The sequence below is a fragment of the Streptomyces sp. RG80 genome, assembly GCF_040446465.1.
Classification (GTDB): Bacteria; Actinomycetota; Actinomycetes; order Streptomycetales; family Streptomycetaceae; genus Streptomyces.
On record NZ_JBEAAJ010000001.1, the window covers coordinates 954622 to 981245 of the forward strand.

The following is a 26624-nucleotide window of genomic DNA, read 5'->3' on the forward strand; positions in this document are numbered from 1 at the left end:
TTCCCCCGATCCCCTACGCCAGGCTGTCGCGCCACGCGCGGTGCAGATCCGCGAACCGGCCCGTCCCCGCGACGAGTTCGGCGGGCGGCCCGTCCTCGACGATCCGGCCGTGCTCCATCACCAGCACCCGGTCGGCGATCTCGACGGTGGAGAGCCGGTGGGCGATCACCACGGCGGTACGGCCGTGCAGGACCGTCGACATCGCACGCTGCACGGCCCGTTCGCCGGGGATGTCCAGCGAGCTGGTCGCCTCGTCCAGGATCAGCACCGCCGGATCGGCCAGCAACGCCCGCGCGAACGCAACGAGTTGACGCTGACCGGCGGAGATCCGGCCACCGCGCTTGCGGACGTCGGTGTCGTAGCCGTCGGGCAGCGCGCTGATGAACTCATGGGCGCCGATCGCCTTCGCGGCCCGCTCGATCTCCTCCCGGCCCGCGTCCGGCCGACCGATGGCGATGTTGTCGGCGACGGTGCCGGAGAACAGGAAGGCCTCCTGCGTCACCATGACCACCCCGCGCCGCAGTTCGGGCACGGTCAGGTCGCGCAGATCGACCCCGTCGAGCAGCACCCGGCCCTCGGAGGGGTCGTAGAAGCGGGCGAGGAGCTTGGCGAGGGTCGACTTGCCGGCGCCGGTCGAGCCGACCACCGCGACCGTCTGGCCGGCCGGCAGGGTGAGGTCGAAGCGGGGCAGGACCTCACCGCCGGTGCGGTAGGCGAAGCGGACGCCGTCGAAGACGACCTCGCGGCCCGGGTGCTCCGACTCCAGCGCGGGCAGCTCGACGGGCGTCGACGGCTCCGGCACCGACGGCGTCTGCGCGAGCAGGCCCGCGATCTTCTCCAGGGAGGCCGCCGCCGACTGGTAGGAGTTGAGGAACATCCCGAGCCGGTCGATCGGGTCGTACAGGCGTCGCAGATACAGCACCGACGCGGCCAGCACACCGAGTTCCAGCGTGCCGCCCGCCACCCGGTAGGCGCCCCACAGCACGATCAGCGCGACGGCGGTGTTGGCGACCAGCCGGGAGCCGACGACATAGCGGGCCATCTCCAGGAGCGCGTCGCCGTTGGTGCGCTCGTGCCGCTTGTTGAGCACGGCGAAGTCGGCGTCGTTGGCCTTCTCGCGGCGGAACGCCCGCACCGGCCGGATGCCGTTCATCGTCTCGACGAACTTCACGATGACGGCGGCGATCGCGGTGGAGCGCCGGGTGTACACCTCGCCCGCGCGCCGCTGGTAGATCCGGACGAGCAGGTAGAGCGGCACGAAGGACGCCACCGCGACCGCGCCGAGGCCCAGGTCCAGCCAGAGCAGCATCACCGAGATGAAGACGAACGACAGGACGACCGTGATGAGTTCCTGGAGCCCCTCGTTGAGGAGTTCGCGCAGCGACTCGACGTCCGCGGTGGAGCGGGAGATCAGCCGGCCCGAGGTGTAGCGCTCGTGGAAGTCGACGCTGAGGGCCTGCGCGTGCCGGAAGATCCGGCCGCGCAGGTCGAGCAGCACATCCTGGTTGATCCGGGCCGAGACCAGGATGAACACGTACTGGAGTCCGCCCGCGAGCAGCGCGCACAGCAGATAGCCGACGCCCACGGCGATCAGCGGCCCGTGCCGGTCCTCCCGGAACGCGGGCACCGCGCTGTCGATCGCGTACGCCACCAGCAGCGGCCCCGCCTGCACCGCCGCCTGCTGGAGCAGCAGCAGAAGCGCGGCCCCGAGGACGCGGGCCCGCATCGGCGCGAGCAGGGAGCGCAGCAGGTCGCGGGTGGCGCGGGGCGGGGTGGGCAGGACGTCGCGGTCGAAGGGATCGCCGTCGCCCTTCTCCCCCTGGACGTCCGGTTCGTCGTCGGCGGTGGCGGGTGCGGCCTTCGTCGGCGCCGTCATCGGTCGTCCTCCGTTTCCCCGGACCCCGCCATGAGGTGGGCGTACTCGGCGTTGGCGCGCAGCAGTTCGTGGTGGGTGCCCACGGCGGTGATACGGCCGTCGGCGAGCAGGGCGACCCGGTCGGCGAGCAGCACGGTCGAGGGCCGGTGCGCCACGATCAGCGCGGTGGTCTCCGCGAGCACGTCCCGCAGCGCGGCTTCCACGGCGGCCTCGGTGTGGACGTCCAGGGCGGACAGCGGGTCGTCGAGCACCAGGAAGCGGGGGCGGCCCACCACCGCCCTCGCGAGGGCGAGGCGTTGGCGCTGTCCACCGGACAGGCTCAGGCCCTGTTCGCCGACCTGGGTCCGGGTGCCCTGAGGGAGGTCGTGCGCGAAGTCGGCCTGGGCGACGGCCAGGGCGCGGTCCAGGTCGCCCTCCTCGTCGCCCATGAGGACGTTCTCGCCGACGGTCGCGGAGAAGAGGGTGGGTTCCTCGAAGGCGACGGCGACCCTGGAGCGCAGCTCCTCCCGGGACATGGCGGTGATGTCCTCGCCGTCGAGGGTGATCCGGCCGGAGGTGAGTTCGTGCAGGCGGGGGACGAGGGCGGTGAGGGTGGTCTTGCCGCTGCCGGTGGCGCCCACCAGGGCCATGGACTCGCCGGGGCGGATGTGGAGGTCTATACGGTCGAGGACGGGCGGGGAGTCGGATGGGGCGTCTGGGTAGCGGAAGACGACCTGGTCGAACCGGAGCCCGCTGTCCTCACGGGTGCCGTCGGTCACGGCGACCGTCGTGTCCTCCGGCACCTCGTCCAGCACCTCGAAGTACCGCTGGGTCGCGCTCGCCGCGTCCTGGCTGATCGCCAGCAGGAAGCCTATGGAGTCGATGGGCCAGCGCAGCGCCAGCGCCGTGGACAGGAAGGCGACCAGGGTCCCCGCCGACAGATCCCCGTCGGCCACCTGTATCGAGCCGAGGACCAGCGCGGCCCCGATGGCGATCTCGGGGAGGGTCACGATGACCCCCCAGATCGAGGCCAGCAGCCGGGCCTTGCGGAGCTCCGTGCCGCGCAGGGTCCGGGACAGCTCACGGAACGCCCGCGCCTGGCTCCGGTGCCGTCCGAAGCCCTTGATGATCCGGATGCCGAGCACGCTCTCCTCGACGACCGTGGTCAGATCGCCGACCTGGTCCTGGGCGAGCCGCGCCACATGGAAGTAGCGCCGCTCGAAGAGGACACAGGTGACGATCACGGGCAGGGCGGGCCCGAGGATCACCAGCCCCAGCGTCCAGTCCTGGAGCAGCATGATGATCACGCCGATGAGGATGGTGACCCCGTTGACCAGCAGGAACGTCAGCGGGAACGCGAGGAACATCCGCAGCAGCATCAGGTCGGTGGTGCCCCGGGACAGCAGCTGTCCCGACGCCCACCGGTCGTGGAAGGACACCGGCAGCCGCTGGAGATGCCCGTACAGATCCGCCCGCATCTCCGCCTCGACGTGCGACAGCGGCCGCGCCACCAGCCAGCGCCGCAGCCCGAACAGCAGCGCCTCCGCCAGCCCGAGCAGCAGCAGGTAGAGCGCGCCGAGCCACACACCCGCCGGGTCCTGGTCGGCGACCGGCCCGTCCACCATCCATTTCAGGACGAGCGGGATCACCAGCCCCGTACAGGAGGCGAGGATCGCCACGCCCGCGGCGGTGATCAGCCGCGCCTTGATCGGCCGGACGTACGGCCACAGGCGCAGCAGGGTGCGGACGGCGGAACGTTTCTGGGCGGGTGCGGGTGTCGTGGGCATCAGCAGCGAGCCTACGGATCGGCACTGACGACGACGACCTAGTTTTGGCCGGACCGCGATCGGGCCATGGTCCTACGACCTGCGCGTTCGACCCGCCGCACAGCACCGTCGTACCCCCGGGTCAACCGATCGGCTGATGCCGCTTCGAGCGCGACGGCCGATGTGCGCGCCCCCGGCCCACCGCGACGCTGATGCCATGTCCGTCATCGAAGTCACCGAACTGCGCAAGTCCTACGACGGCCGGACCGTCGTGGACGGTGTCTCCTTCGTTGTCGAGGAGGGCGAGATCTTCGGCGTCCTCGGCCCGAACGGAGCCGGCAAGACCACGACCGTCGAGTGCGTCGAGGGGCTCAGGGTCCCCGACGCCGGCCGCGTCCGCGTCACCGGCCTCGACCCGATCGCCGACCACGAGCGGGTCGCCCGGGTCCTCGGCGCCCAGCTCCAGCAGAGCGAACTCCAGCCCAAACTCACCGTCCGCGAGGCCCTGGAGCTGTACGCCGCCTTCCACGACCGGCCCGCCGACTGGCGCCGCCTCGCCGAACGCCTCGGCCTGACCGGGAAGTTGGGCACCCGGTTCGCCAAGCTGTCCGGCGGCCAGAAACAGCGCCTGTTCATCGCGCTCGCCCTCATCGGCAACCCCCGCGTGGTCGTCCTCGACGAGCTGACCACCGGCCTCGATCCACGCGCCCGCCGCGACACCTGGGAACTCATCGAGGAGGTCCGCGCGAGCGGCGTCACGGTCCTGCTCGTCACGCACTTCATGGAGGAGGCGCAGCGGCTCTGCGACCGGATCGCCGTGATCGACCAGGGCCGGATCGCCGCCCTCGACACCCCGGCCGGTCTGATCCGCCGCTCGGCGGGCGCCACCGTCATCAGCTTCACCCCGTCCACCCCGCTGGACGACCACGACCTGGCCGCCCTGCCCGCACTGGCCTCGATCGAGCACAAGGACAGCCGCGTCACGCTCTCCGGCACCGACGAGACCGTCAACGCCGTCCTCACACTGCTGGCCCGCCACCGCATCACGGCCCACCAACTCCGCGTCACCGACGCCACGTTGGACGACGCCTTCCTGGACCTCACCGACACCGTCACCGAGGGGGCAACGGCATGAACACCGCCGTCCTGAAAACCGAACTCAAGCTCTTTGGCCGCGAACCCGGCGCCGTCTTCTGGATCCTGCTGTTCCCGACCCTGCTGCTGGTGATCCTCGGCTCGATCCCCTCCTTCCGCGACGCTCAGGCCGACCTCGGCGGCCTGAGCACCATCGACGTCTACGTCCCCGTGTCCGTACTGCTCGGCCTGATCGTCGGCGGCATCCAGGCCATGCCCCAGACCCTCACCGGCTACCGCGAGCGCGGCATCCTGCGCCGGATGTCCACCACCCCGGTACGCCCGTCGGCCCTGCTGTCCGCACAGATGCTGGTGTACGGCGGTGCCGCCCTGGCGTCGTCGCTGCTCGCCCTCGTCGTCGGCCGCGCGGTCTTCGGCGTACGACTGCCCGAGCAGCCCTTCGGATACGTCCTCGCCCTGGTCCTGACCGTGCTCGCCGCCCTCGCCCTGGGCGCCGTGGTCTGCGCCCTGTCCCGGACGACGAAGATCGCCGGTGCCATCGGGTCGATGGTGTTCTTCCCGGCGATGTTCTGCGCGGGCCTGTGGGCGCCGGTGCAGACCATGCCGGACGTCCTCGCCAGGATCGTCGGGTACACCCCGTTCGGCGCGGCCGCCGAGGCCCTGAACCAGGCGGCGGCCGGCGACTGGCCCGCCTGGGGCCACCTGGGCGTCCTCGTCGCCTGGGCGGTGCTGCTCACGGCCGCCGCGCGGCGCTTCTTCCGCTGGGAGTAAGGGCCGGGCCGTGCAGACTGAGCACATGACCGCGGCGGACACACAGATCGAGCGGCGCCTGGAACAGCTGCACGTCTGGGGGCCGTACGCCCTGCTCGGCGTCGGGGCCGTCCTCTCGGGCGTCGCCGCCGACCTGATGGACGGCCCCACCGAGTGGTACACCGCCGGATCCCTGGTCGCCGCCGCGATCGTGCTCCAGCTGTGGTGGCACGCCACCCGGCACCGCCGCGCGGACCGCGGCCGCACTCCCTCCCGGGCCGGCACGGCGTACTACGTCGTGCGCTGGGCGATCGCCTTCGTCCTCACCTGGATCAACCCGTTCTTCGCGTTCTACGCCGCCGCCGGCTACATGGACGCCGACGAGTTGATCCCGGGCAGGTGGCGGCGGCTCGGACTGTTCGCGAGCGTCATCACCGTGGCGGGCGCGCAGGTCGGCGGGCTGCCGGTGCGCAGCATCGCCCAGTGGCTCGGGTTCGCCGGGCTCCTGGTCGTCAACTTCGGCCTCCAGGCCTTCGTCGCCCACATCACCGAGCAGGAGGAGCAGCGCTCCCGGGAGCGCGCCGAGACCATCGAGGCGCTGCAGCAGGCGCTCGACGAGAACGCCGCCCTTCACACCCAACTCCTGCTCCAGGCACGGGAAGCGGGGGTCGCCGACGAGCGCCGCCGCCTCGCCGCCGAGATCCACGACACCCTCGCCCAGGGCCTGACCGGCATCATCGCCCAGCTCCAGGTCGTCGCGAACGCCCCCGACGACAGCACCGCGCGGGAGCACGCGAGCCGTGCCATGGACCTGGCCCGGCACAGCCTCGGCGAGGCCCGCCGCTCGGTCCACAACCTCGCCCCGGTGGCCCTGGAGAACGCCGGACTGCCGGAGGCCCTGAAGAAGACGGTCGCCGAATGGGGCGAACGGACCGGCGTCCGCGCCGAGTTCACGGTCACCGGCCGCGCGGAGCAACTGCACGAGGAGGTCGCGGCCACCCTGCTCAGGATCGTCCAGGAGGCTCTGTCGAACGCCGCCCGGCACGCTGCCGCGACCCGGGTGGGCGTCACCCTGTCCTTCCTTGGCGACGAGGTGATCCTCGACATCCGCGACGACGGCGTCGGCTTCGCCCCGACCGCCGTACGCGAGCACACGCCGGCCGGCGGCTTCGGCCTCGCCGGAATGCGGGCCCGCGCCGAACGCATCGCCGGCTCCCTCACGGTCGAGTCCGAGCCGGGCCACGGCACCGCGCTGTCGGCTCGCGTACCGTTGGTCCGCCATGACCAGTGACGACATCTCCGTGCTGATCGTCGACGACCATCCCGTCGTACGGGACGGTCTGCGCGGCATGTTCGCGGGCGCCCCCGGCTTCACCGTCCTCGGCGAGGCGTCGAACGGCGTCGAGGCGTTGGAGCGGGCCGCCGCGCTCGACCCCGACGTGATCCTGATGGACCTGCGCATGCCGGGCGGCGGCGGAGTCGACGCCATCCGGGAACTGACCCGGCGCGCCGCCCGCGCCAAGGTCCTCGTCCTCACCACGTACGACACCGACTCCGACACCCTGCCCGCGATCGAGGCGGGCGCGACGGGCTATCTGCTCAAGGACGCCCCGCGCGAGGAGCTGTTCACCGCCGTGCGGGCCGCCGCCGAGGGCCGTACCGTCCTCTCCCCGGCGGTCGCGACCCGACTGGTCACCGCCGTGCGCACCCCCGGCAACGAGCCGCTCTCCGCGCGCGAACGCGAGGTGCTGGCCCTGGTCGCCAGGGGCACGTCCAACCGCGAGATCGCCCGGGAGCTCTTCATCAGCGAGGCCACCGTGAAGACCCATCTCACCCACCTGTACGGCAAGTTGGGCGTCAAGGACCGCGCCGCTGCCGTGGCGACGGCGTACGAGCGGGGCATCCTCGGCTGATCAGGACGCCGGGTACGGCAGCAGGGTGCCGTTCACCTTCTCCCAGGCGGCCTTGAGCTCGGCGAGCAACTCCGGTCTGTCCGGGGCGAGATCGGCCTGCTCGCGCTGGTCGGCGCCGAGGTCGTAGAGGTGGTCGGTGCCGTCGGCGTCCCGGTAGTACTTCCAGTCGCCGCGCCGGAGCGCCCGGTTGGCCCGCACCCGCCAGAACAGGTCCCGCTCGGGCAGTTCCTCGTCCTTGAGCAGGTATCCGGCGAGACTCGTCCCGTCCAGCGGATACGCCGGGTCCGGCCGGGCGCCGCCGACCTCCAGCAGGGTCGCGGTCCAGTCGGGGGAGAAGTTCGGCTCGTGGCTGACCTGGTGGCCGTCGATGCGGGCGGGCCAGCGCACGATGGTCGGCACCCGGATGCCGCCTTCCAGGAGCGAGGCCTTCTTGCCGCTCAGCGGCCACAGGTACGACCAGCGCTCACCGCCGTTGTCACTGGCGAACAGGACGAGGGTGTTCTCCTGCTGCCCGGACCGGCGCAGCGCGGTGAGCACCTCGCCGACGGCCGCGTCGAGGCTCTCCACCATCTCGGTGTACTTGGCGACGGAGCCGCCGTCGTACTGGTTGAAGGCGACGCTGCGTTCGGCCTGGGTCTTCGCGTCCCGGATCCTCGCCTCGATCTCGGCGCCGGTCTCCGCGTCGCCCTCGGCGAGCCAGGGCCAGTGCGGGGTGGTGAAGTTGAGGTTCAGCAGCCAGGGCTTGTCGTGCTCGCGGCCCACGTACTCGACGGCCCGCTCGGTGAGAACCTCCGTGTAGTAGCGCAGGTCCTTGTACTCGGCATCGCCCTCGTAGAGGTCGTACTCCCCGAGCTGGCCGAGCTTGGAGAAGTACTCCAGCACGCCGCCGTGGTTGCCGAAGAACTCGTCCCAGCCGGACTTGGTGGGGCTGTAGTCGGGCAGCCAGCCGCAGTGCCACTTGCCGATGAGGGCGGTGGAGTAACCGGCCTTCCTCAGCAGTGAGGCGAGGGTCGGATGGTTGGGGTCGAGCCCCTGCGACCTGTCGGCGATCGGCTCGGCGAGCCCGCCCTTGGTCCGGCCGGGGTACCTCCCCGTATAGAGGCTGAACCGCGTCGGCGAGCAGGTCGCCGACCCCGAGTACGCATCCGTGAACCGCACCCCCTGCCGAGCCAGCCGGTCCAGATGCGGCGTCCTGATGTGCGGGGCACCGTAGGAGGACAGATCGGCCCAGCCGAGGTCGTCACCGAGGATGACCAGGATGTTGGGGCGCCTGCCGGGGGCGGCGGTCCGGCGGGCCGAGAAGGGGCGCTCGGCGGGTGCTGCCTCGGCTGTGGTCGTCGTACCGGCGACGGCGGTCACGGCACCGCCGCCGACGAGACCACCGAAGGCACGGCGGGATATCTCGGGCATGTGCCTCAGTGGATCAACGGACCTCGTCCCATGGCCAGCGATCCGGCGTGGAGTTCATGGACCTGAAACGTTGCCCGGGTCTATCGGTTCTGGGCGAGGTCCGGCTGGGCGGAGAAGGCGGCGCGCAGGGGGTTGTTGCGTTTCTCGTTGATTCGGGAGGTCCACTGGACCGACACGGCGCAGCATCCGGTCAGCACGGCCGCCATGAGGAGGGGGACCCGCCAGCCGCCTGTCAGCTCCTTCCCGGTGTCGATCGCGAGCCACAGCAGGACCGACACGAAAACCACTCCCAGGGCGGTGGCCATCAGATCCACGACGTCGTCCCAGTCAGGGTCGTCCCAGGAGCGTCTGCGCGCGACGAACACCAGTCCCGCAGCGGCGAAGAGGATGAGGAGGAACACCACCTTGGCCAGATTCGTCGGTCCCCAGGGGCCGAGACCGAACGGGTGCCAACCGAACATCTGGGAGACGATGCGCGTGCCGCCGGTTGCGGCAACGAGGAGAGTCAGCAGACCTCCCGCGACCCAGGCCATGGCGTTGAGCGCGCGTGGCGGATCCGGCTGCTCCTGGATCTGGCACCACTGGGTCCGCAGGTCCCGCGCACTGTGCCGCAGCCGCGTGCCGAACCGGTGCGCCGGGTCGCCGAACCGGATCCTGACGAGTTCCACCTGCACCGCCCAGGGCAGGGCCCGCAGCACGGCCTGCTGCGTCGGTGGCACGCCGTGGATCCTCAGCAGCACGTCGCGCAGCGGCTCCAGAGCCTGTCGGCCACGGCCCGACGGCGCCGCCGGGCTCTTGAAGGCGAAGTCGCACAGACGCCGGCGATCGAGCAGCGGACCCCTGGCGGAGACGTGCGACGGCAGCTCCAGCGTCTCCCAGGCCACATTGACCTGGCTGTCCACTTCTCGCCAGGTGGCGTCCCCGCTGGGCAGCCTCGCCCAACGAAACCGGGCACAGGCGAACAGAGGTATCCCGATATGCGGGTGGACGGTCGTGACGCCCCCGGCCGGTTCCATGTCGGAAGCCAGATCGGAGGCCGGATGCCCGTCGAGCCGCCCGCAGTCCATCAGCCACGCCACCCGCGCCGCGACCACCCTCAGCGTGCCGTTGTACGGCAGCCCGCTCCAGATCCACCCGTACTGCTGGTCGCGCGGCAGGTCCGGCGGCGGGGTCCAGTCGCTCAGCGCGTCCCGTACCTCCGGGCTGCTCATCAGCGACGCCAGGTTCCAGGCCGCCGCCCGCGCGACGGGGAAGACCACCGGGTGCCCGTTCCACAGCAGCCCCGCCAGCTGTACCGCCGCGGTCGGTGTCCCCACCGCTCGCAGCGAGCGCACCGCCCAGATCTCGCCCAGCTCGGCCCGCCGGGCCAGCGACGACACCGCCACGTCGCCCATCGCCTGGAGCGCCGTACGCGCCTCGTCGTCCTGCTGGCCGGCCAGGGCCTGCGCCGCCTCCTGGCGCCCCGACACGGTCAGGGCCCGCAGCGCCGCCGTCCGCCGCGCCGAGGCGGGACCCTGTGCCGTCTCGACCAGCGCCTCCAGAACCCGGCGCCCCCGCGGGCTGTTGCTGGCCGCCAGGGTGCCGAGCCCCTTGGCGATGTGCCCGTGCTGGTCACCGGGGTCGCCGAGCCCGTCGAGGAAGAACGTCAGGATCTCCTGGGCCAGTTCGTCCTCGATGTGCACGGCGTCGGCCAGGCACTGCAGGGCTAGCACCTTGCGCCACATGTCGGCGTCCTCGAAGACCTCGCGCACCACCCGGGTGCACGAGCCGCGGGTGACCGCGCACCACATGCGCACGGTCTCCCGCCACGGCTTCGGGTCGCGTCGGTAGTGATGCATCAACGTGTGCTCGTCGGCCCGCAGTTCGCAGGCGGCGAGGTACTCCAGGAGCGTGAGGTGGGTGAACTGGTAGTGACGGCCGCGGTCGATGTCCTTGATCAGCTCGCTGCGGCTGACGATCTCCCGCAGCATTCCCTCGAGATGAGGACTGCGGTCCAGGTCGAAGCCGGGCAGCAGCTCCTCGATGACCGACTCGAACTGCTCGCGGGTGATCTCCTGCTGGTCGCCGCGCGCCGACGACTCGCTCAGCTGCCGCAGCGCGAGCCGCTGGAGCACCAGCGTCTTGCGGCCCGCGTGGTAGGTGCCGATCGCCTCGCTGCGGTTCAGCAGACGGTCCCGGTCCAGCAGATGGGCGACCGCCATGTCGTAGAAACGGGCCCGGGAGTTGGGCAGCGGGCCGACGCTCTCGGGACGGTCGCCGGACTGGAGGTAGGCGATCAGGGTGAGCATCAGCGGGCTGCGCGCCAGCACCATCAGCTCCGGGTCGTCCTGGAGTGCCTGGAAGATCCGGGCCGCCGTGACCTGGTCGGCGAGGTCGGGCCACTTGGCCAGGAAGCGCAGGATGGAGGCGTCGTCGAACTCGGCGATACGGATCTCCTGGTCGAACACGCCCTGGAGCTGCTGGTCGTAGGCGGCGGTCCGGCACGAGACGACCATGTCGCAGTCGGGGTGCCGGACGGCGAAGTCGTGCAGCTCTCGGACGACCCGCTCGAACTCCTCGGAACCAACCTCGTCCAGCCCGTCGAAGAAGACCCGCAGCCCACCGGAGTCCAGGCGCCGCTCGACCATCTCCGCGGCGGTGGCGATGCCCGCCTGCTGGAACTTCTCGGTGATGAGTTCCTCGAAGGGGTCCTTGCGACGGTTGCTCGCGTGGAGCTCGACGATCACCGGTACGACCTTGTCGTCCCCGCCGTCCGCCCACTCCAGCATCTCGTGCTTGAGCAGCAGTGTCTTGCCCGCCCCCGGCTCCCCGAGCAGCACGGTGCGGCGGTGGCCGCGCAGCAGTCCCGCGGCGTCGCAGCGGCCGCCGCCGCGCTCGCACTGCAACGGCACATAGACGTCACGCAGACCGGGCGGACGCCCTTCGTCGCCGTCCCGGTCCGCGGGCGAGAGACCGATCCGTACGTTGGCGCATTCGACGCGGACCTGATCGCGGTAGCGCTTCAGCCGCCGGCCGCCGACCGGGCGCAGTCGCCGGTACAGCCTGCGTACGGCGTGCGGAGTCGCCTGCGCGGCCCAGGTGGCCAGAGTGGTGAAGTACGGGCGTGCCACGAACAGCACCACCGCCACGACGGTGACACCGGCCGCGGAACCCAGAAGAGTCTGGATCTGTCCGCTCACGGAGCGAGGCTACCGGCTCGGCCGTAGCCCATGAACGGCTTTGCGCGCGACGGCTGTTGAGGCCTCACGGCCTAGCCCGCCACCCGCAGCAGCAACACCGCCCGGGCTGGCACCGTGATCGTCGCCCCCGCCCGGTGCACCACCCCCGGTACCTCGCTCTGTTCCTCCCGCGAGGTGTCCACGACCACCTCGTACCGTTCCGCCCACGGCGGTCCCGGCAGGGTGAAGCCGGTCGGGCGGTCGCCGGCGTGCAGGACGGCGAGGAAGCTGTCGTCGAGGATCGGGGCGCCACGCTCGTCGCGGCCCGGGATGTCCCGGCCGGACAGGTACATGCCGAGCGTGCCCGCCGGCGCGTACCAGTCCCGTTCCGTCATCTCCGCGCCCCGGGCCGTGAACCAGGCCAGGTCCCGCAGCCCGTCCGCGGAGTGCGCGCGCCCGGAGAAGAAGGCCCGGCGACGCAGGACCGGGTGCTCGTGCCGCAGCGCGATGAGCCTCGACGTCAGGTCGAACAGGGCCTTCCAGCCGGGTTGTTCCAGCAGCCCCCAGTCCAGCCAGCTGATCTCGTTGTCCTGGCAGTACGCGTTGTTGTTGCCGCGCTGGGTGCGCCCCAGCTCGTCGCCCGCGACCAGCATCGGCACGCCCGTCGACAGCAGCAGCGTCGTCAGCAGGTTGCGCAGCTGGCGGCGCCTGAGCCCTCGTACCCGCTCGTCGTCGGTCTCGCCCTCGGCCCCGCAGTTCCACGACCGGTTGTCGTCCGAACCGTCCCGGTTGCCCTCGCCGTTGGCCTCGTTGTGCTTGCGCTCGTAGGACACCATGTCCCGCAGCGTGAAACCGTCGTGCGCCGTCACGAAGTTGACCGAGGCGTACGGGCGGCGCCCGCCCCAGGCGTAGAGGTCGCTGGAGCCCGACAGCCGGTAGCCGAGATCCCGTACGTCCGGCAGCGCGCCCCGCCAGAAGTCCCGGACGGCACCTCGGTAGCGGTCGTTCCACTCCGTCCACAGGGGTGGGAAGGCGCCGACCTGGTAGCCGCCCGAGCCCACGTCCCACGGCTCGGCGATCAGCTTCACCCGGCGCAGCACCGGGTCCTGCGCGATGACCGCCAAGAAGGGGGACAGCATGTCGACGTCGTGCATCGACCGGGCCAGCGCGGCCGCCAGGTCGAAGCGGAAGCCGTCCACGCCCATCTCGGTGACCCAGTAGCGCAGCGAGTCGGTGATGAGACGGAGGACGTGCGGCTGCACCACGTGCAGGGTGTTGCCGCAGCCGGTGTAGTCGGCGTACCGCCGGGCGTCCGACTGCAACCTGTAGTAGCCCCGGTTGTCGATGCCCTTCAGCGACAGCGTGGGGCCCAACTCGCCCGCCTCCGCGGTGTGGTTGTAGACCACGTCCAGGATGACCTCGATACCGGCCGCGTGCAGCGCGCGCACCATCCGCTTGAACTCGCCGACCTGCTGGCCGGTCGTACCGGAGGCGGCGTATGCGGCGTGCGGGGCGAAGTAGCCGATGGAGTTGTAGCCCCAGTAGTTCTTCAGGCCACGCCTCAACAGATGGTCCTCGTGGGCGAACTGATGGACGGGGAGCAGCTCCACCGCCGTCACGCCCAGCTTCACCAGGTGCTCTATCGCCGCCGGGTGGGCCAACCCGGCGTAGGTGCCGCGCAGTTCCTCCGGAATCCCCGGGTGCAGCTTGGTGAAGCCGCGCACGTGCAGTTCGTAGATGACCGAGTCCGCCCACGGTGTCTTCGGACGGCGGTCGTCCTCCCACTCGTCGTCGGGGGAGTCGTCGTGGACGACCACACCCTTGGGGACGAACGGCGCCGAGTCCCGGTCGTCGCGCACGGTGTCGGCGACCTGCTGCTGCGGCCAGTCACGGACATGCCCGTACGTCTCCGGCGGCAGCCCGAAGTCGCCGTCCACCGCGCGGGCGTACGGGTCGAGGAGCAGCTTCGCCGGGTTCCAGCGGCCGCCGGTCCACGGATCCCAGCGGCCGTGCACCCGGTAGCCGTACCGCTGCCCGGGCATCACCCCCGGTACGAAGCCGTGCCAGATCTCGTGCGTCAGCTCGGTCAGCCGCGCCCGGGTCTCCTTGCCGCCCTCGTCGAAGAGGCACAGCTCGACGCCCTCCGCCCCGCCCGCCCACAGCGCGAAGTTGGTGCCCGCGACCCCGTCCGGACCCACCCGGAACCGCGCCCCGAGAGGCGTCGACGCACCCGGCCACACGGGAACGGCCGGCGGCGGCACCGCATGCCGCGCGCCATTGACGACGGCGGCGGGACGCGTCCCCTCGGCCACCGCCTCCTGCTCGGCTGCGCTGGACACCTAGGCCTCCCACGGCTCACGGAACGACCGGCAAAAGGGCGTACGGCGTCCCGGCCGAACACCCTCTCCAGTCGTTCTCCCCACTGTTCTGCCCAGAGCTTGCCTCGCACTCACGTTTCCCCAGGGCGGGCCCGTCGTTGGGTGCGGTGTGAGGCACGTACAAGGGCGCGCACGGCGCGCGGGGGCCGCACTGGCCGCCGTACTGACATGGGCCGGACTGCTGGCCGGCTGCACTTCCGGAGCCACGGGAGGGATCGATCTCGGCGGGCTCGGCAAACCCCCCGCACCCGAGGACGTCATCCGCGTCTGGCCGGACGACGGCAGCAAGGGGGTCCGGCCGGACACCAGGTTCCGGATCCGGGTGCCCAGCGGGCGCCTGGAGTCGGTGGAGGTCGTCAAGTCCCAGGACGCGCAGGACACCCCGGTGCCCGGCCACGTCTCCGAGGACGGCCTGCGCTGGGAGCCCGACGAGGCACGACTCGCGCTCGCCGCCGAGTACACCGTCGACGTGGTCGCCCTGGACGGCCACGGACGCCGCTCCGCACGGCACACCACCTTCACGACGTACGTCCCCGACGAGCGCTTCATCGGCTACGTCGCCCCGGAGAACCGCTCCACGGTCGGCACCGGGATGATCGTCTCCCTGGAGTTCAACCGGGAGATCGAGAACCGGGCCGCGGTCGAACGCGCCGTCCACGTCACCGCCAAGCCCCCTGTGGAGATCCGCCCGCACTGGTTCGGCAAGGGCCGCCTCGACTTCCGGCCGGAGCAGTACTGGAAGCCCGGCACCCAGGTCACCGTCGCGCTCCGGCTGCGGGACGTCGAAGGGGCGCCCGGCGTCTACGGGCTCCAGTACAAGACGTTCTCCTTCACCGTCGGCCGCAGCCAGGTCTCCCTGGTCGACGCGGCCAAGCACACCATGCAGGTCAGGCGGGACGGCGAGCTCCTCGCGACCGTGCCGATCACGGCGGGCGCGCCCAGGACGACCACGTACAACGGCAGGATGGTCGTCTCCGAGATGCTCGAGGTGACCCGGATGAACAGCCGCACGGTCGGCTTCGGCGGCGAGTACGACATCCCGGACGTCCCGCACGCCATGCGCCTCACCGACTCCGGCACCTTCCTGCACGGCAACTACTGGGCGCCGGGCGCCCCCGGCAAGGTCAATGTCAGCCACGGCTGTGTGGGTCTGAGGGATGTGAAGGGGGGCAGCTCGGACACGCCCGCGGGCTGGTTCTTCGACCGCAGCCTCATCGGGGACGTCGTCGAGGTCGTCCACAGCGATGACAAAAAGGTCGCTCCTGACAACGGCCTCGGAGGGTGGAATATGGGCTGGAAGGAGTGGAAGGCGGGCAGCGCGGTGAAGTAACCAGGTGGGGGGCCGGGTCAGGGCGGTGGCGCGCGGGTGCAGTTGGGACCGAACGGTGACAATCGCACCCCGTCGACGGGCCTGATCTTGCGGTTAATATCACCGGACGCGCGGGACGCGCCAGGGGTTGCGGGCCTGTGACCGGGCCTTGCGAGGGGAGAGAAGACTTGAACGTGCGACCGATATCGGGGGCGTCGGTTGACGCACGCGGACGTGGCCGTAAGCGGCTGTCCGCGTTGCTGCTGGGGGTCGCGCTGACCGCCGTCACCGCGTGCGGAGGAGGCGGCGGGGACTCGGACGCCAAGCCCGGCGCCGGCAAGGGCGGAAGCTCGGACAGCGCGCAGAGCAAGCAGTCCGTGGCGGTGGTCGCCATCGCGCCCAAGGACGGCACGAAGTCCGTCGAGACCAGTGGCGCCCTCAAGGTCAGCGCGGACAAGGGGAAGCTGACCACCGTCGAGGTCAAGGACTCCAAGGGCGAGAAGGTCGCGGGGAAGATATCCGCGGACGGCGCCTCCTGGACGCCGTCCAGCCATCTGGCCGCCTCCACCAAGTACTCGGTGCACGCGGTCGCGAAGGACTCCGAGGGCCGCGAGGCGGCCGAGGACTCCAGCTTCACCACGCTGACGCCGAAGAACACCTTCATCGGCACCTTCACACCGGAGGACGGCTCCGAGGTCGGCGTCGGAATGCCCTTCTCGGTCCGCTTCACCCGGGGCATCACCAGCCCCGAGGCCGTCGAGAAGGCCATCACCGTCAAGACCGAGCCGGCCGTCGACGTCCAGGGCCACTGGTTCGGCAACGACCGCCTCGACTTCCGCCCGGAGAAGTACTGGAAGTCCGGCACCAAGGTCACCGTCGAGCTGAACCTGGACGGTGTCGAGGGCCGCAAGGGCGTGTACGGCAAGCAGTCCAAGACCGTGTCCTTCACCATCGGCCGCAGCCAGGTGTCGATCGTGGACGCCAAGAAGCACACGATGAAGGTCATGCGGGACGGCAAGCTCTACAAGACCATCCCGGTCACGACCGGCAAGCCCGGCTACGCCACCTGGAACGGCCAGATGGTCATCAGCGAGAAGTTCACGGTGACCCGGATGAACGGCGACACCGTCGGCTACGACGGCGAGTACGACATCAAGGACGTCCCGCACGCCGCGCGGCTGACCGACTCCGGCACCTTCGTGCACGGCAACTACTGGGGCGGCGGCGCCTTCGGCAACTACAACGCCAGCCACGGCTGCATCGGCCTGCGCGATGTGCGCGGCGGCTACGACAAGTCGGCGCCGGCCGCGTGGTTCTTCAACCACTCGATGGTCGGTGACGTGGTGACGGTGAAGAACTCCACCGACCCGACGGTCGACCCGGCCAACGGCCTCAACGGCTGGAACCTCTCCTGGGCGGAGTGGACCAAGTAGGACCCCGCGTGCGACGGACCCGGTGCTGTGACCAACGGCACCGGGTCCGCCGTCGTTAATGGTGGTTAACCTGCTGCCATGACCGTGACTCTCGAAGTGGCCGACGGTGTTGGCACCATTCGTCTCGACCGCCCGCCCATGAACGCGCTGGACATCGCCGTCCAGGACCGGCTCAAGGAGCTCGCCGAGGAGGCCACGCGCCGCGAGGACGTGCGGGCCGTGGTGATCTACGGCGGGGAGAAGGTGTTCGCGGCGGGCGCGGACATCAAGGAGATGCAGGCCATGGACCACACGGCGATGGTCCTGCGCGCCCGCGCCCTCCAGGACTCCTTCACCGCGGTGGCCCGCATCCCCAAGCCGGTCGTCGCGGCCGTCACCGGCTACGCGCTGGGCGGCGGCTGCGAACTCGCGCTGTGCGCGGACTTCCGGATCGCCGCCGACAACGCCAAGCTGGGCCAGCCCGAGATCCTGCTCGGTCTGATCCCGGGCGCCGGCGGCACCCAGCGGCTGGCCCGGCTCATCGGCCCGTCCAAGGCGAAGGACCTCATCTTCACCGGCCGGATGGTCAAGGCCGACGAGGCGGAGCGGCTGGGTCTGGTGGACCGGGTCGTCCCGGCCGCCGACGTGTACACCGAGGCGCACGCCTGGGCGGCGAAGCTCGCGCAGGGTCCTGCGATCGCCCTGCGGGCCGCGAAGGAGTCGATCGACACGGGTCTGGAGACGGACATCGACACCGGACTGGCCGTCGAACGGAACTGGTTCGCGGGCCTGTTCGCCACAGCCGACCGTGAGACCGGTATGCGCAGCTTCGTCGAGGAAGGTCCCGGCAAGGCGAAGTTCCTCTGAGGCGCCGCTGAATTCCGTCGAGGAAACTCGCCCGAACCACTTGCTGTTGACGGGATGTCTGATCCGGGTCCCTCGATGGGGCGGTTTATGGGAGCCTTAAGGCAACCTTAACTCTGCCTTGTCGAGGGAGTCTTCGATTGCCTCCAACCGAGCCTCCGCCGCAGGTCAGTGAGGTTGTCGCGGGCACTGAACTGCCTCTGGCATATGCCGATCGAAACCTGCGGAACGGTGGCTTCCAGGGGGCGTATTCCGCAGAGACGGCCCCGCGGGGCGCCCGGTGCGGCCATGATGGTGGCATGGCGGGGCTGGAGGGTATCGAACAGCCGCGGGGACACGGCCGTGCGACCGCGGCGCGCTGGTCGCCCACGGTCGAGGACGAACACGCGCTCAAGGCACTGGAGTTGTTCGGCAACCCCACGGAGGCGGAGGTTCCGCTCCCCAGCCGCCCCGAATCCGCCGCCACCGCCCGCCGGTTGACCCAGGTCGTCGTCCTGCGCCAGTGGGGACTGACCCCCAAGATGACCGAGGACGCCGTCTTACTCGTCTCCGAGCTCGTGGGGAACGCCGTACGACACACCGGCGCACGGGTCTTCGGGCTGCGGATGCGCCGCCGCCGCGGGTGGATCCGGGTCGAGGTGCGTGACCCCTCCCGCGGACTGCCCTGTCTGATGCCGGTTCAGGAGATGGACCTCAGCGGCCGGGGACTGTTCCTGGTGGACAAGCTGTCCGACCGATGGGGCGTCGACCTGCTGCCGCGCGGCAAGACGACCTGGTTCGAGATGCGGGTCGCCGACCGCTGACCCGGTAGGGCCGTCGAACGGGTGAATCGGGGGTTTTCCCCACCAACCCCCCTTAAATGGTGCGGGTGACCACGACCGATCGCCGTACGGTGCTGCGCGTCAGCGCGGGGCTCGTCACCGCAGGCGCGTTCACCGCCGGGTGTGCCACGAGCGGCGCCGTCGCCCACCCCACCCGCTCCCGCGCACCGGCCAGACCCTCGCCCGCCCCCGGCCCGCGCCGACTCCCCGGCCGCCCCGCCCAGCTCGACCACGGCCCCCGCACCCACCCCCGGGTGGCCCTCACCTTCCACGGCAATGGCGACCCCGCCACCGCCCGCGCCCTCCTCGGCGAGGCCGAACGGGCCGGCGCCCGGATCACCGTGCTCGCCGTCGGCACCTGGCTCGACGCCCACCCCGAGCTGGCCCGCCGGATCCTCGACGGCGGCCACGACCTCGGCAACCACACCCTCCACCACCTCGGCGTCAACGACATGTCCGAGGCCGACGCCCGCGCCGAGATCACCGGCTGCGCCGAGCGCCTCAGACGCCTGACCGGATCGATCGGCAGCTGGTTCCGGCCCTCCCGCGCCGCCCGGGCCTCCCCGCTCGTGGAACGGCTGGCCCGCGAGACCGGCTACCCGCACGTCCTGTCCTACGACGTCGACTCCCTCGACTTCACCTCACCCGGCGCCCCCGCAGTCACCCGCAAGGTCCTGGGCGAGGTCCGCAACGGGTCCGTGGTGAGCCTGCACTTCGGGTACGCCGACACGGTCGCCGCCCTCCCCGCCGTACTCGAAGAACTCGACCGCCGCGGCCTGGCCGCCGTGACCACCACGGAGTTGTTCAGCTGATGCACCGCACCCACCTCGTCAAGCACACCCTGGTCGCCGGCGCCGTACTCGCCGCGCTCGCCGCCTGCGGCACCGAGACCCGGGACCGAGCCGCCCCCGAACACCACACCACCAAGGCCGCCGTCCCCGCCCCGCCGAAGAAAAAGCCCGTCCAGGGCCTGCCCGGCATGCCGCCGGTCCTCGACCCGCAGGACGTGTACGCCGCCGACCGGCCCAACAAGCTCTCCCCGGTGGTCAAGGACTTCCCGTCCCGGGTCTACGTCCCCAACACCGAGTCCGACACGGTCTCCGTCATCGACCCGAAGACGTACCGGATCATCGAGACGATCCGGGTCGGGCGGCAGCCCCAACACGTCGTGCCCTCCTGGGACATGAAGACCCTCTGGGTCAACAACAACCGCGGCCACACCCTCACCCCCATCGACCCGAAGACCGGGAAGGCGGGCAAGGCGGTCGAGGTGCACGACCCGTACAACCTCTACTTCACGCCCAACGGCAAGTACGCAGTCGTCATGGCCTCCCTCGACCGCGAACTCGTCTTCCGCGACCCGCACACCATGGACCGCAAGAAGACCGTCCCGGTCACCTGCTACGGCGTCAACCACGCCGACTTCTCCCTCGACGGCAAGTACTTCATCGTCTCCTGCGAGTTCAGCGGCGAACTGCTCAAGGTGGACACCGAGCAGATGAAGGTCGTCGGACAGCAGAAGCTCCCCTTCGACGGGGCGATGCCGCAGGACGTGAAAATCTCACCCGACGGCAAGCGGTTCTACGTCGCCGACATGATGGCCGACGGCATGTGGGTCCTCGACGGCGACACGTTCGACAAGCCGAAGCTCCTGCCCACCGGCAAGGGCACCCACGGCCTCTACGTCGGCCGTGACTCGCGCGAGATGTACGTCTCCAACCGGGGGGAGGGATCCATCTCCGTCTGGGACTTCGCCCAGAACAAGGTGACCAAGAAGTGGCACCTCCCCGACGGCGGCAGCCCCGACATGGGCGGCGTCTCGGCGGACGGCAAGGTGCTGTGGCTGTCGGGGCGTTACGACGCCGAGGTGTACGCCATCGACACCCGCACCGGCGTCCAGCTGGCCCGCATCCCGGTGGGCAGCGGCCCGCACGGGCTCGCGGTGTACCCGCAGCCGGGGCGGTACTCGCTGGGCCACACCGGCATCTTCCGCTGACACGCCGCCTTACGGGTGAACGTCCGCAACGTGCCGCCGCAGAACCGGAATTGTGCTCACCATGATCACAACTCCGCTGCGGCGGCGCGTCGCCGCCGTCGTGCTGTCCCTCGCCGCCGTCCTCACCACGACGGCCGCCACGACACCCGCCACGACACCGGCCAGGGCTCCCGCCCCCGCCGACTGCCCCGTCCAGTACGACGACCCGATCAAGGCCGCCGTCAACCGCGAGGTGAACGTCGACCGCATCACCCCCGAGCCGGTCTGGCGCAAGACCTGCGGCACCCTCTACCGCAGCGACGGCCGCGGCCCGGAGATCGTCTTCGCGGAGGGCTTCAAGCCCAGGGACGTCGTGAACGGGCAGTACGACATCGAGAAGTACGTCCTGGTCAACCAGCCCTCCCCGTACGTCTCCACGACCTACGACCACGACCTGTACAAGACGTGGTGGAAGTCGGGCTACAACTACTACATCGACGCCCCGGGCGGCGTGGACGTGAACCGGACCATCGGCGACACCCACAAGTGGGCCGACCAGGTCGAGGTCGCCTTCCCCGGCGGGATCCACCGGAAGTACATCATCGGCGTCTGCCCGGTGAACAAGACCACCAAGACCGAGATCATGAGCGGCTGCCAGAGCAACCCGCACTACGAGGCCTGGCACTGAGCAGCAACGCCTCCGCGCCGACCGGACGGTAACCGGCGGCCAGGAACGCCCGCGTGCTGCGGGCGTTCCCCGGGGCGATCTGGGCCCACAGCGGCTCGTCGACGAGCCGCCGGGCGGCGGCGACGAGCGAGCGCCCCAGTCCCTCGTGCCGTACCCCCTCGTCCACCTCGACCGAGACCTCCAGCCGCCCGCCGATCCCGCGCCCCGTCACCAGCACGCCGCCCTCCGTCGTCCAGGCCCGTACGTCGTCACGGCGCCCGCGGGCATACGTGATACGCGGATGATCGGCGTCCTCGATCTCCCGCAGCGACGCCGGGGGCCCACCCGGCAGCGGGTCGGCGACCAACATGGCGTCGATCGTCTCGGTCCTGCGTCCCGAGCGTCGCATCAGCGCGGCGAGGAACAGCGGGTTCATCGTCGCGGCCAGCGGGTCGCACTCCAGGCCGCGCAGGGTCTCGTACACCCACGCGGGGTCCTCGTCCGTGAAGACGACGGAGTGCGCGGTGAAGGCGAGGACGCCGGCGTCCCGGGGCGAGTGCTGCGGCACGACGGTGGTGCCGCCGTCGGCGGGAGGGAAGACGCCACGGGCCGCCGCGTCGAGAATGTCCCGCAAGGTCGCCACCCCGACACGCTCCTTGAGTCTCCACCCACTGGAAGGCCCACACTCGCAGACATGATCGACGACGGCACCGGACTTCTCACCATCGGCGAACTGGCGACGGCCACCGGCCTGACCGTGCGCACCATCCGTTACTGGTCCGACGAGGGCGTACTCGCGCCGGTGACCCGCTCGGAGGGCGGCTACCGCCTCTACGACGCGGAGTCCGTCGCCCGCCTCGAACTGATCCGCACCCTGCGCGAGCTGGGCCTCGGCCTGCCGGACGTGCGCAAGGTGCTGGACGGGGAGCGGACGGTGGCCGAGGTCGCGACGGCGCACGTGGTGGCGCTGGACGCGCAGATCCGGTCGCTCAGGGTGACCCGGGCGGTGCTGTCGACTGTTGCGAGGCGCGGGTCGACTGCGGAGGAGATGACTCTGATGAACAAACTGGCGCGGCTGTCGGCCGCCGAGCGGCGCAGGATCGTCGAGGACTTCATGGCGGAGATCTTCGAGGGGCTCGACACGGCGGATCCCGACATCCGCACCCGGCTGCGGTTCGCCGGGGCCGCCAACCTGCCGGACGACCCCAGCCCCGAGCAGGTGGACGCGTGGGTGGAGCTGGCCGAACTCATCCAGGACCCGGAGTTCCGGGCGCTGATGCGCAGGGCGGTCGAGTTCAACGCGGCGGACCGGGGGCCCGACGTCCCCGCCGGGACGTCCCTGTGGTTCATGAGCCGGCTCATCCAGCTGGCGGGGGAGGCGCGGCGGCGGGGGACCGCCCCCGAGGCGCCGGAGGCGGACGAGCTGCTGGCCGGTCTGCTCGGGGACGCCGACCGGGCCGAGGTGCTCAAGCGTCTGGAGGCGGGAACGAACCTGCGGCTCGCCCGGTACCGCGAGCTGTCGGCCGTCGTGAACGGCCTCGAACCCCAGCCCGCGTACGAGGAGGAGTTCGCGTGGGTGGTCGCCGCGCTGCGTGCTCGGACCGCCGGATAACCTGACCTCCGTCAGTAAGACGGCAAGGAACGACGAAAAAGGGGCGGATCGGTGGCGGACATCGACGAGGCACGCAAGCATTTCGAGCGGATCGACACGGACGGTGACGGCTTCATCACCGCTGCCGAGTTCAAGACCGCCCTCGCCCAGGAAGGCGACTGGAACGTCACCGAGTCGGTCGCCGAGGTGATCATCAAGAGCCGTGACCTCAACGGCGACAAGGTGCTGTCCTTCGACGAGTTCTGGGCGTACCTGAGCAAGTGACGCGCGCGGAAGGGGGCGCCCCGCCAATGGCCGGGGCGCCCCCTTCGCGGGCTAGGACGCCGTCCTCCGATACTGTCCCGGCGCCACCTTGTACTCCCTCTTGAAGGCCTTGGCGAAGGCGAACTCCGAGGTGTAGCCGGTGCGTTGGGCCACCACGCGCAGAGGCAGGTCGTCCTCGCGGAGCAGCCGGCCGGCCGTGGTCATGCGCCACCACGTCAGATACGTCAGCGGCGGGCGCCCCACCAGCGCGGTGAACCGCCGGGAGAAGGCCGCGCGGGACAGGCCACCGTGGGCGCCGAGCTCCTCCACCGTCCAGGGGCGGTCCGGGGCGGTGTGGATGGCCTGGAGCGCCGCCGCGACCGCGGGGTCGGCGAGTGCGGCGGCCCAGCCGGTGGGGGTCCCGTCGGTGCGCGCCTCGCCCTGCCACCAGGCGCGCAGGATGTAGAGCAGCAGCGTGTCGAGGAGCGAGGAGACGATGGTGTCCGACCCGGGCTGCGGCTCCGCCAGCTCCGCGCCCAGCAGTTCCACGGCCGCCCGCAGCGACCGGTGGGTGCCGACCCTGGCGGGCAGATGCACCACCTCCGGCAACTCGGACAGCAGCGGGTGCGCCCGGCTGCGGTCCAGCCAGTAGGCGCCGCACAGCATCACGGTGTCGGGGGGCGCCGTGGGTTCCCTCGCGGGGGAAGGGGGCTTGAGCGGACTCCCGTCCGGGTTCAGCCGGATGATTTCCGGCTCCACGTCCAGGCCGCTCGCCAGCGCGTACCCCCGCCCGTGTGCCAGGAACACCACGTCCCCGGGTCCGAGCGCCACCGGCTCGCCCTCCGCGGGGATCAGCCAGGCCGACCCCCGCAGCACCACATGGAACCCGGCGCCCTCCGAGTCCTCGATCCGCATCCCCCAGGGCGCGTACTTGTCCCGGCGCCCCGAGTGCGGCCGGCCGGCGCGCATCGCGGCGATCGCGTCGCTGAGTACGTCCATGTCCGCAACGGTAGCCGGGAGTTGGGGGAGGAAGACGTACGGACAGGAAAGGGAGACAGGCGGACATGGATCGTCTCGCCCGGCGCTCCTAGCGTGGACGCCATGTCAACCACCGCACGTACCGTGCTCTTTCATGAAATCGGCGGACCCGACGTACTGAGGATCGAGGACGTGACCGTGCCCGCGCCGGGCCCCGGTCAAGTCGCCGTACGGGTAGAGGCGTTGGGCCTCAACCGCGCCGAGTCCCTGTTCCGCTCGGGCACCTACCACTACCAGCCCGCCCTCCCGGCCTCCCGCCTCGGCTACGAGGCCTCCGGCGTCGTCGAGGCGATCGGCGAGGGCGTCACCGAACTCACCGTCGGAGACCCGGTGACGACCGGTCCCGGCATCGAGATGAGCGCCCAGGGTGTGTACGCGGAGCGGGTCGTGCTGCCCGAGAGCGCGGTGCTGCCCCGCCCCGCCTCCGTGGACGCCGTCACGGGGGCGGCGTCCTGGCTGACGTACACGACGGCGTACGGCGGCCTCCTGGAGACCGCCGGTCTGCGGCCCGGCGACCACGTCCTGATCACGGGGGCCTCCAGCGGCGTCGGCACCGCGGCGATCCAGGTCGCGCGGCGCATCGGCGCGATCCCGCTGGCCACGACTCGTACGGAGGAGAAGCGGCAGGGGCTGCTGGACGCGGGGGCGGCGGAGGTGATCGTCTCCGGGGGCGACGCCGAGACGGTGGCCAAGGAGGTCAGGCGGCTCACCGGTGGCCGGGGTGCCGAGGTGATCTTCGACGCGATCGGCGGTCCCGGTTTCCGCCCGCTGGCCGAGGCGCTCGCGGAGGGCGGCACGGTCCTGGTCTACGGCCGGCTGGACCGCCGCCCCGCCGAGATCCCCTGGAACTGGCCGTTCACGATCCACACGTACGCCAACCTGATCCTCACCGCGACACCGGGAGGCCGCCGCCGCTCCACGGCGTTCCTGAACGCGGGGCTGGCGGACGGGGGGTTCCGGCCGGTGGTGGCCGAGGTCTTCGACGGGCTGGACCGTATCCAGGACGCGCATCGGCTGATGGAGTCGAACCGGCACACGGGGAAAATCGTCGTACGGATCTGACGCCACCCGGAATACCCTCCGGCCCTCCCAGGTTGCCCTGCCCAGACGTATGCACATGCATCGAACCTGAGAGGGCTGTCATGAAGATCGGCATCATCGGCGCGGGACAGATCGGCGGCAACCTGACCCGGAGGCTCACGGCTCTCGGTCACGAGGTGTCCGTCGCGAACTCCCGCGGCCCGCACACGCTCACCGAGCTGGCGAAGGAGACGGGTGCGACGCCCGTCCCGGTGGAGGAGGCGGCGCGCGGGGCGGAGATCGTCGTCGTCACGATCCCGCTGAAGGCGATCCCGGACCTGCCCTCGGGCCTCTTCGCCGAGGCGGCCGACGGGGTCGCGGTCATCGACACCGGCAACTACTACCCCCGGCAGCGTGACGGCCGGATCGCCGCGATCGAGGACGAGGGCCTCACGGAGAGCCGCTGGACCGAACAGCACCTCGGCCACCCCGTGATCAAGGCCTTCAACGGCACCTACGCCCAGGACATCCTGGACCGCCACCGCCCGGCCGGCGCCCCCGACCGCCTCGCCCTCCCGGTCGCGGGCGACGACGCGGCGGCCAAGGCGAAGGTCCGCGCCCTCATCGAGGAGCTCGGCTTCGACACGGTCGACTCGGGCGGCCTCGACGACTCCTGGCGCCAGCAGCCGGACACCCCGGTGTACGGACTCCAGCAGGGTGTCGAGGCGGTCACGAAGGCGCTGGCCGAGGCGAGCCCGGAGCGCACGCCGGACTTCCGCGGCTGAGATCAGACGATCTCCAGCGGCACGTGCGGCCCGTCGGGAAGCTCGACCTTGAGGGCATCCCCGGGCCGCACGACGCCGCCTTCGAGAACGACGCTCATGATCCCGGACCTGAACCGCACCGCGCCGCTCTCGTCCCGCCCGACGACCTGCTTCATGAGCCCCTTCTGGAAGGTGTCGATCTGCTTGCAGGGATTCCGCAGCCCGGTCACCTCGACAACGGCCTGCGCCCCGAGGTGCAGCCGGGTCCCCACGGGCAGCCCCAGCAGATCGATCCCCCGAGTGGTGACGTTCTCCCCGAGCTCCCCGGCACCCACCTCGAACCCGGCCTCCCGCACCTCGTCGAAGAGCTCCTCGTGAATCAGGTGCACCTGCCGCAGATTCGGCTGCGAAGGATCCTTCTCCATCCGGAACCGATGCTTCACGGTCTCCCCGGCATGCACGTCCCCCTCGACCCCGATCCCGGCGATCAGCGTGATGCTGTCCCGGTTCGGCTTGGTGAACGAATACGTCCCATTGCTGCTGACGGCAGCGACTGTCCCACCCATGCCGACCA

23 protein-coding genes are annotated in these 26624 nt (G+C 71.0%); 15 read left to right on the forward strand and 8 right to left on the reverse strand.

Annotation, left to right across the window (positions count from 1 at the left end):
- Positions 1 to 13: 13 nt before the first annotated feature.
- Together ABKA17_RS04410 and ABKA17_RS04415 are read right to left on the reverse strand one after the other, a co-directional pair.
- Entirely contained in the window at positions 14 to 1876 is a 1863-nt protein-coding gene (locus ABKA17_RS04410) for an ABC transporter ATP-binding protein (RefSeq protein ID WP_353690475.1), read from the reverse strand.
- Positions 1873 to 3642, reverse strand: a complete 1770-nt coding sequence (locus ABKA17_RS04415) for an ABC transporter ATP-binding protein (RefSeq protein WP_353690476.1) — start codon at positions 3640 to 3642, stop codon at positions 1873 to 1875. Before ABKA17_RS04415 ends, ABKA17_RS04410 begins: the two co-directional genes overlap by 4 nt.
- Before the next feature lie 196 nt (positions 3643 to 3838).
- On the opposite strand from ABKA17_RS04415, the gene ABKA17_RS04420 reads away from it, so the two are divergent.
- The 4 genes from ABKA17_RS04420 to ABKA17_RS04435 are packed head-to-tail and all read left to right on the forward strand — an operon-like array spanning position 3839 to position 7379.
- Positions 3839 to 4756, forward strand: a complete 918-nt coding sequence (locus ABKA17_RS04420) for an ABC transporter ATP-binding protein (RefSeq protein ID WP_353690477.1) — start codon at positions 3839 to 3841, stop codon at positions 4754 to 4756.
- Complete coding sequence (locus tag ABKA17_RS04425) at positions 4753 to 5487, forward strand: ABC transporter permease (RefSeq protein WP_353690478.1); 735 nt, start codon at positions 4753 to 4755, stop codon at positions 5485 to 5487. The genes ABKA17_RS04420 and ABKA17_RS04425 overlap by 4 nt, the downstream gene beginning before the upstream one ends.
- Before the next feature lie 25 nt (positions 5488 to 5512).
- Positions 5513 to 6757 (forward strand): sensor histidine kinase, encoded by a 1245-nt coding sequence (locus ABKA17_RS04430; RefSeq protein ID WP_353690479.1) that lies wholly within the window; start codon positions 5513 to 5515, stop codon positions 6755 to 6757.
- Positions 6747 to 7379 (forward strand): response regulator, encoded by a 633-nt coding sequence (locus ABKA17_RS04435; RefSeq protein WP_353690480.1) that lies wholly within the window; start codon positions 6747 to 6749, stop codon positions 7377 to 7379. The genes ABKA17_RS04430 and ABKA17_RS04435 overlap by 11 nt, the downstream gene beginning before the upstream one ends.
- On the opposite strand, the gene ABKA17_RS04440 is transcribed toward ABKA17_RS04435, so the two are convergent.
- The 3 genes from ABKA17_RS04440 to glgX form a co-directional block, all read right to left on the reverse strand.
- Positions 7380 to 8789 carry a sulfatase family protein gene (locus ABKA17_RS04440; protein ID WP_353690481.1) on the reverse strand — a complete coding sequence of 470 codons (1410 nt, stop codon included), beginning with the start codon at positions 8787 to 8789 and terminating at the stop codon, positions 7380 to 7382. It abuts the gene before it with no gap.
- 80 nt (positions 8790 to 8869) lie between these two features.
- Complete coding sequence (locus ABKA17_RS04445; protein ID WP_353690482.1) at positions 8870 to 11968, reverse strand: NACHT domain-containing protein; 3099 nt, start codon at positions 11966 to 11968, stop codon at positions 8870 to 8872.
- Positions 11969 to 12039: 71 nt separating this feature from the next.
- Positions 12040 to 14286 (reverse strand): glycogen debranching protein GlgX, encoded by a 2247-nt coding sequence (glgX, locus tag ABKA17_RS04450; protein WP_353690483.1) that lies wholly within the window; start codon positions 14284 to 14286, stop codon positions 12040 to 12042.
- Positions 14287 to 14434: 148 nt separating this feature from the next.
- On the opposite strand from glgX, the gene ABKA17_RS04455 reads away from it, so the two are divergent.
- The 7 genes from ABKA17_RS04455 (at position 14435) to ABKA17_RS04485 (ending at position 21394) form a co-directional block, all read left to right on the forward strand.
- Entirely contained in the window at positions 14435 to 15655 is a 1221-nt protein-coding gene (locus ABKA17_RS04455) for a L,D-transpeptidase (protein WP_353690484.1), read from the forward strand.
- Between the two features lie 167 nt (positions 15656 to 15822).
- Entirely contained in the window at positions 15823 to 17067 is a 1245-nt protein-coding gene (locus ABKA17_RS04460; RefSeq protein ID WP_353690485.1) for a L,D-transpeptidase, read from the forward strand.
- Between the two features lie 78 nt (positions 17068 to 17145).
- Positions 17146 to 17913, forward strand: coding sequence for an enoyl-CoA hydratase/isomerase family protein (locus tag ABKA17_RS04465; RefSeq protein ID WP_353690486.1), 768 nt, complete (start codon positions 17146 to 17148; stop codon positions 17911 to 17913).
- A 296-nt stretch (positions 17914 to 18209) separates the two neighbouring features.
- Complete coding sequence (locus tag ABKA17_RS04470; protein ID WP_353690487.1) at positions 18210 to 18713, forward strand: ATP-binding protein; 504 nt, start codon at positions 18210 to 18212, stop codon at positions 18711 to 18713.
- Between the two features lie 56 nt (positions 18714 to 18769).
- Positions 18770 to 19543, forward strand: a complete 774-nt coding sequence (locus ABKA17_RS04475; RefSeq protein WP_353690488.1) for a polysaccharide deacetylase family protein — start codon at positions 18770 to 18772, stop codon at positions 19541 to 19543.
- Positions 19543 to 20727 carry a YncE family protein gene (locus ABKA17_RS04480; RefSeq protein ID WP_353690489.1) on the forward strand — a complete coding sequence of 395 codons (1185 nt, stop codon included), beginning with the start codon at positions 19543 to 19545 and terminating at the stop codon, positions 20725 to 20727. Before ABKA17_RS04475 ends, ABKA17_RS04480 begins: the two co-directional genes overlap by 1 nt.
- A gap of 61 nt (positions 20728 to 20788) precedes the next feature.
- Positions 20789 to 21394, forward strand: a complete 606-nt coding sequence (locus ABKA17_RS04485; protein ID WP_353690490.1) for an ADP-ribosyltransferase — start codon at positions 20789 to 20791, stop codon at positions 21392 to 21394.
- Here ABKA17_RS04485 and ABKA17_RS04490 read toward each other — a convergent pair.
- A complete protein-coding gene (locus ABKA17_RS04490; RefSeq protein ID WP_353690491.1) occupies positions 21348 to 22016 on the reverse strand; it encodes a GNAT family N-acetyltransferase in 669 nt (222 codons plus the stop codon). The genes ABKA17_RS04485 and ABKA17_RS04490 overlap by 47 nt on opposite strands.
- A gap of 51 nt (positions 22017 to 22067) precedes the next feature.
- Here ABKA17_RS04490 and ABKA17_RS04495 point away from each other — a divergent pair, with 51 nt between their 5' ends.
- Positions 22068 to 22985 (forward strand): helix-turn-helix domain-containing protein, encoded by a 918-nt coding sequence (locus tag ABKA17_RS04495; RefSeq protein WP_353690492.1) that lies wholly within the window; start codon positions 22068 to 22070, stop codon positions 22983 to 22985.
- Positions 22986 to 23036: 51 nt separating this feature from the next.
- Positions 23037 to 23249 (forward strand): EF-hand domain-containing protein, encoded by a 213-nt coding sequence (locus tag ABKA17_RS04500; RefSeq protein WP_353690493.1) that lies wholly within the window; start codon positions 23037 to 23039, stop codon positions 23247 to 23249.
- A 51-nt stretch (positions 23250 to 23300) separates the two neighbouring features.
- Here the strand turns inward: ABKA17_RS04500 and ABKA17_RS04505 are convergent, their stop codons facing one another.
- The gene (locus ABKA17_RS04505; protein WP_353690494.1) at positions 23301 to 24227 is read right to left on the reverse strand and encodes an AraC family transcriptional regulator; all 927 of its coding nucleotides are present in this window, start codon (positions 24225 to 24227) and stop codon (positions 23301 to 23303) included.
- Between the two features lie 102 nt (positions 24228 to 24329).
- Between ABKA17_RS04505 and ABKA17_RS04510 the strand changes: the two genes are divergently transcribed.
- Together ABKA17_RS04510 and ABKA17_RS04515 are read left to right on the forward strand one after the other, a co-directional pair.
- A complete protein-coding gene (locus tag ABKA17_RS04510) occupies positions 24330 to 25328 on the forward strand; it encodes a zinc-dependent alcohol dehydrogenase family protein (RefSeq protein WP_353690495.1) in 999 nt (332 codons plus the stop codon).
- An 80-nt stretch (positions 25329 to 25408) separates the two neighbouring features.
- Positions 25409 to 26071 (forward strand): NADPH-dependent F420 reductase, encoded by a 663-nt coding sequence (locus tag ABKA17_RS04515; RefSeq protein ID WP_353690496.1) that lies wholly within the window; start codon positions 25409 to 25411, stop codon positions 26069 to 26071.
- A 2-nt stretch (positions 26072 to 26073) separates the two neighbouring features.
- Here the strand turns inward: ABKA17_RS04515 and ABKA17_RS04520 are convergent, their stop codons facing one another.
- Positions 26074 to 26616 carry an MOSC domain-containing protein gene (locus ABKA17_RS04520; protein ID WP_353690497.1) on the reverse strand — a complete coding sequence of 181 codons (543 nt, stop codon included), beginning with the start codon at positions 26614 to 26616 and terminating at the stop codon, positions 26074 to 26076.
- Positions 26617 to 26624: the final 8 nt, after the last annotated feature.

Coding starts and splice junctions, on each gene's coding strand:
- ABKA17_RS04410 (WP_353690475.1), bottom strand. CDS start 1,876: ATGACGGCGCCGACGAAGGCCGCACCCGCCACCGCCGACGACGAACCG.
- ABKA17_RS04415 (WP_353690476.1), bottom strand. CDS start 3,642: ATGCCCACGACACCCGCACCCGCCCAGAAACGTTCCGCCGTCCGCACC.
- ABKA17_RS04420 (WP_353690477.1), top strand. CDS start 3,839: ATGTCCGTCATCGAAGTCACCGAACTGCGCAAGTCCTACGACGGCCGG.
- ABKA17_RS04425 (WP_353690478.1), top strand. CDS start 4,753: ATGAACACCGCCGTCCTGAAAACCGAACTCAAGCTCTTTGGCCGCGAA.
- ABKA17_RS04430 (WP_353690479.1), top strand. CDS start 5,513: ATGACCGCGGCGGACACACAGATCGAGCGGCGCCTGGAACAGCTGCAC.
- ABKA17_RS04435 (WP_353690480.1), top strand. CDS start 6,747: ATGACCAGTGACGACATCTCCGTGCTGATCGTCGACGACCATCCCGTC.
- ABKA17_RS04440 (WP_353690481.1), bottom strand. CDS start 8,789: ATGCCCGAGATATCCCGCCGTGCCTTCGGTGGTCTCGTCGGCGGCGGT.
- ABKA17_RS04465 (WP_353690486.1), top strand. CDS start 17,146: ATGACCGTGACTCTCGAAGTGGCCGACGGTGTTGGCACCATTCGTCTC.
- ABKA17_RS04470 (WP_353690487.1), top strand. CDS start 18,210: ATGGCGGGGCTGGAGGGTATCGAACAGCCGCGGGGACACGGCCGTGCG.
- ABKA17_RS04475 (WP_353690488.1), top strand. CDS start 18,770: ATGGTGCGGGTGACCACGACCGATCGCCGTACGGTGCTGCGCGTCAGC.
- ABKA17_RS04480 (WP_353690489.1), top strand. CDS start 19,543: ATGCACCGCACCCACCTCGTCAAGCACACCCTGGTCGCCGGCGCCGTA.
- ABKA17_RS04485 (WP_353690490.1), top strand. CDS start 20,789: ATGATCACAACTCCGCTGCGGCGGCGCGTCGCCGCCGTCGTGCTGTCC.
- ABKA17_RS04495 (WP_353690492.1), top strand. CDS start 22,068: ATGATCGACGACGGCACCGGACTTCTCACCATCGGCGAACTGGCGACG.
- ABKA17_RS04505 (WP_353690494.1), bottom strand. CDS start 24,227: ATGGACGTACTCAGCGACGCGATCGCCGCGATGCGCGCCGGCCGGCCG.
- ABKA17_RS04510 (WP_353690495.1), top strand. CDS start 24,330: ATGTCAACCACCGCACGTACCGTGCTCTTTCATGAAATCGGCGGACCC.
- ABKA17_RS04515 (WP_353690496.1), top strand. CDS start 25,409: ATGAAGATCGGCATCATCGGCGCGGGACAGATCGGCGGCAACCTGACC.
- ABKA17_RS04520 (WP_353690497.1), bottom strand. CDS start 26,616: ATGGGTGGGACAGTCGCTGCCGTCAGCAGCAATGGGACGTATTCGTTC.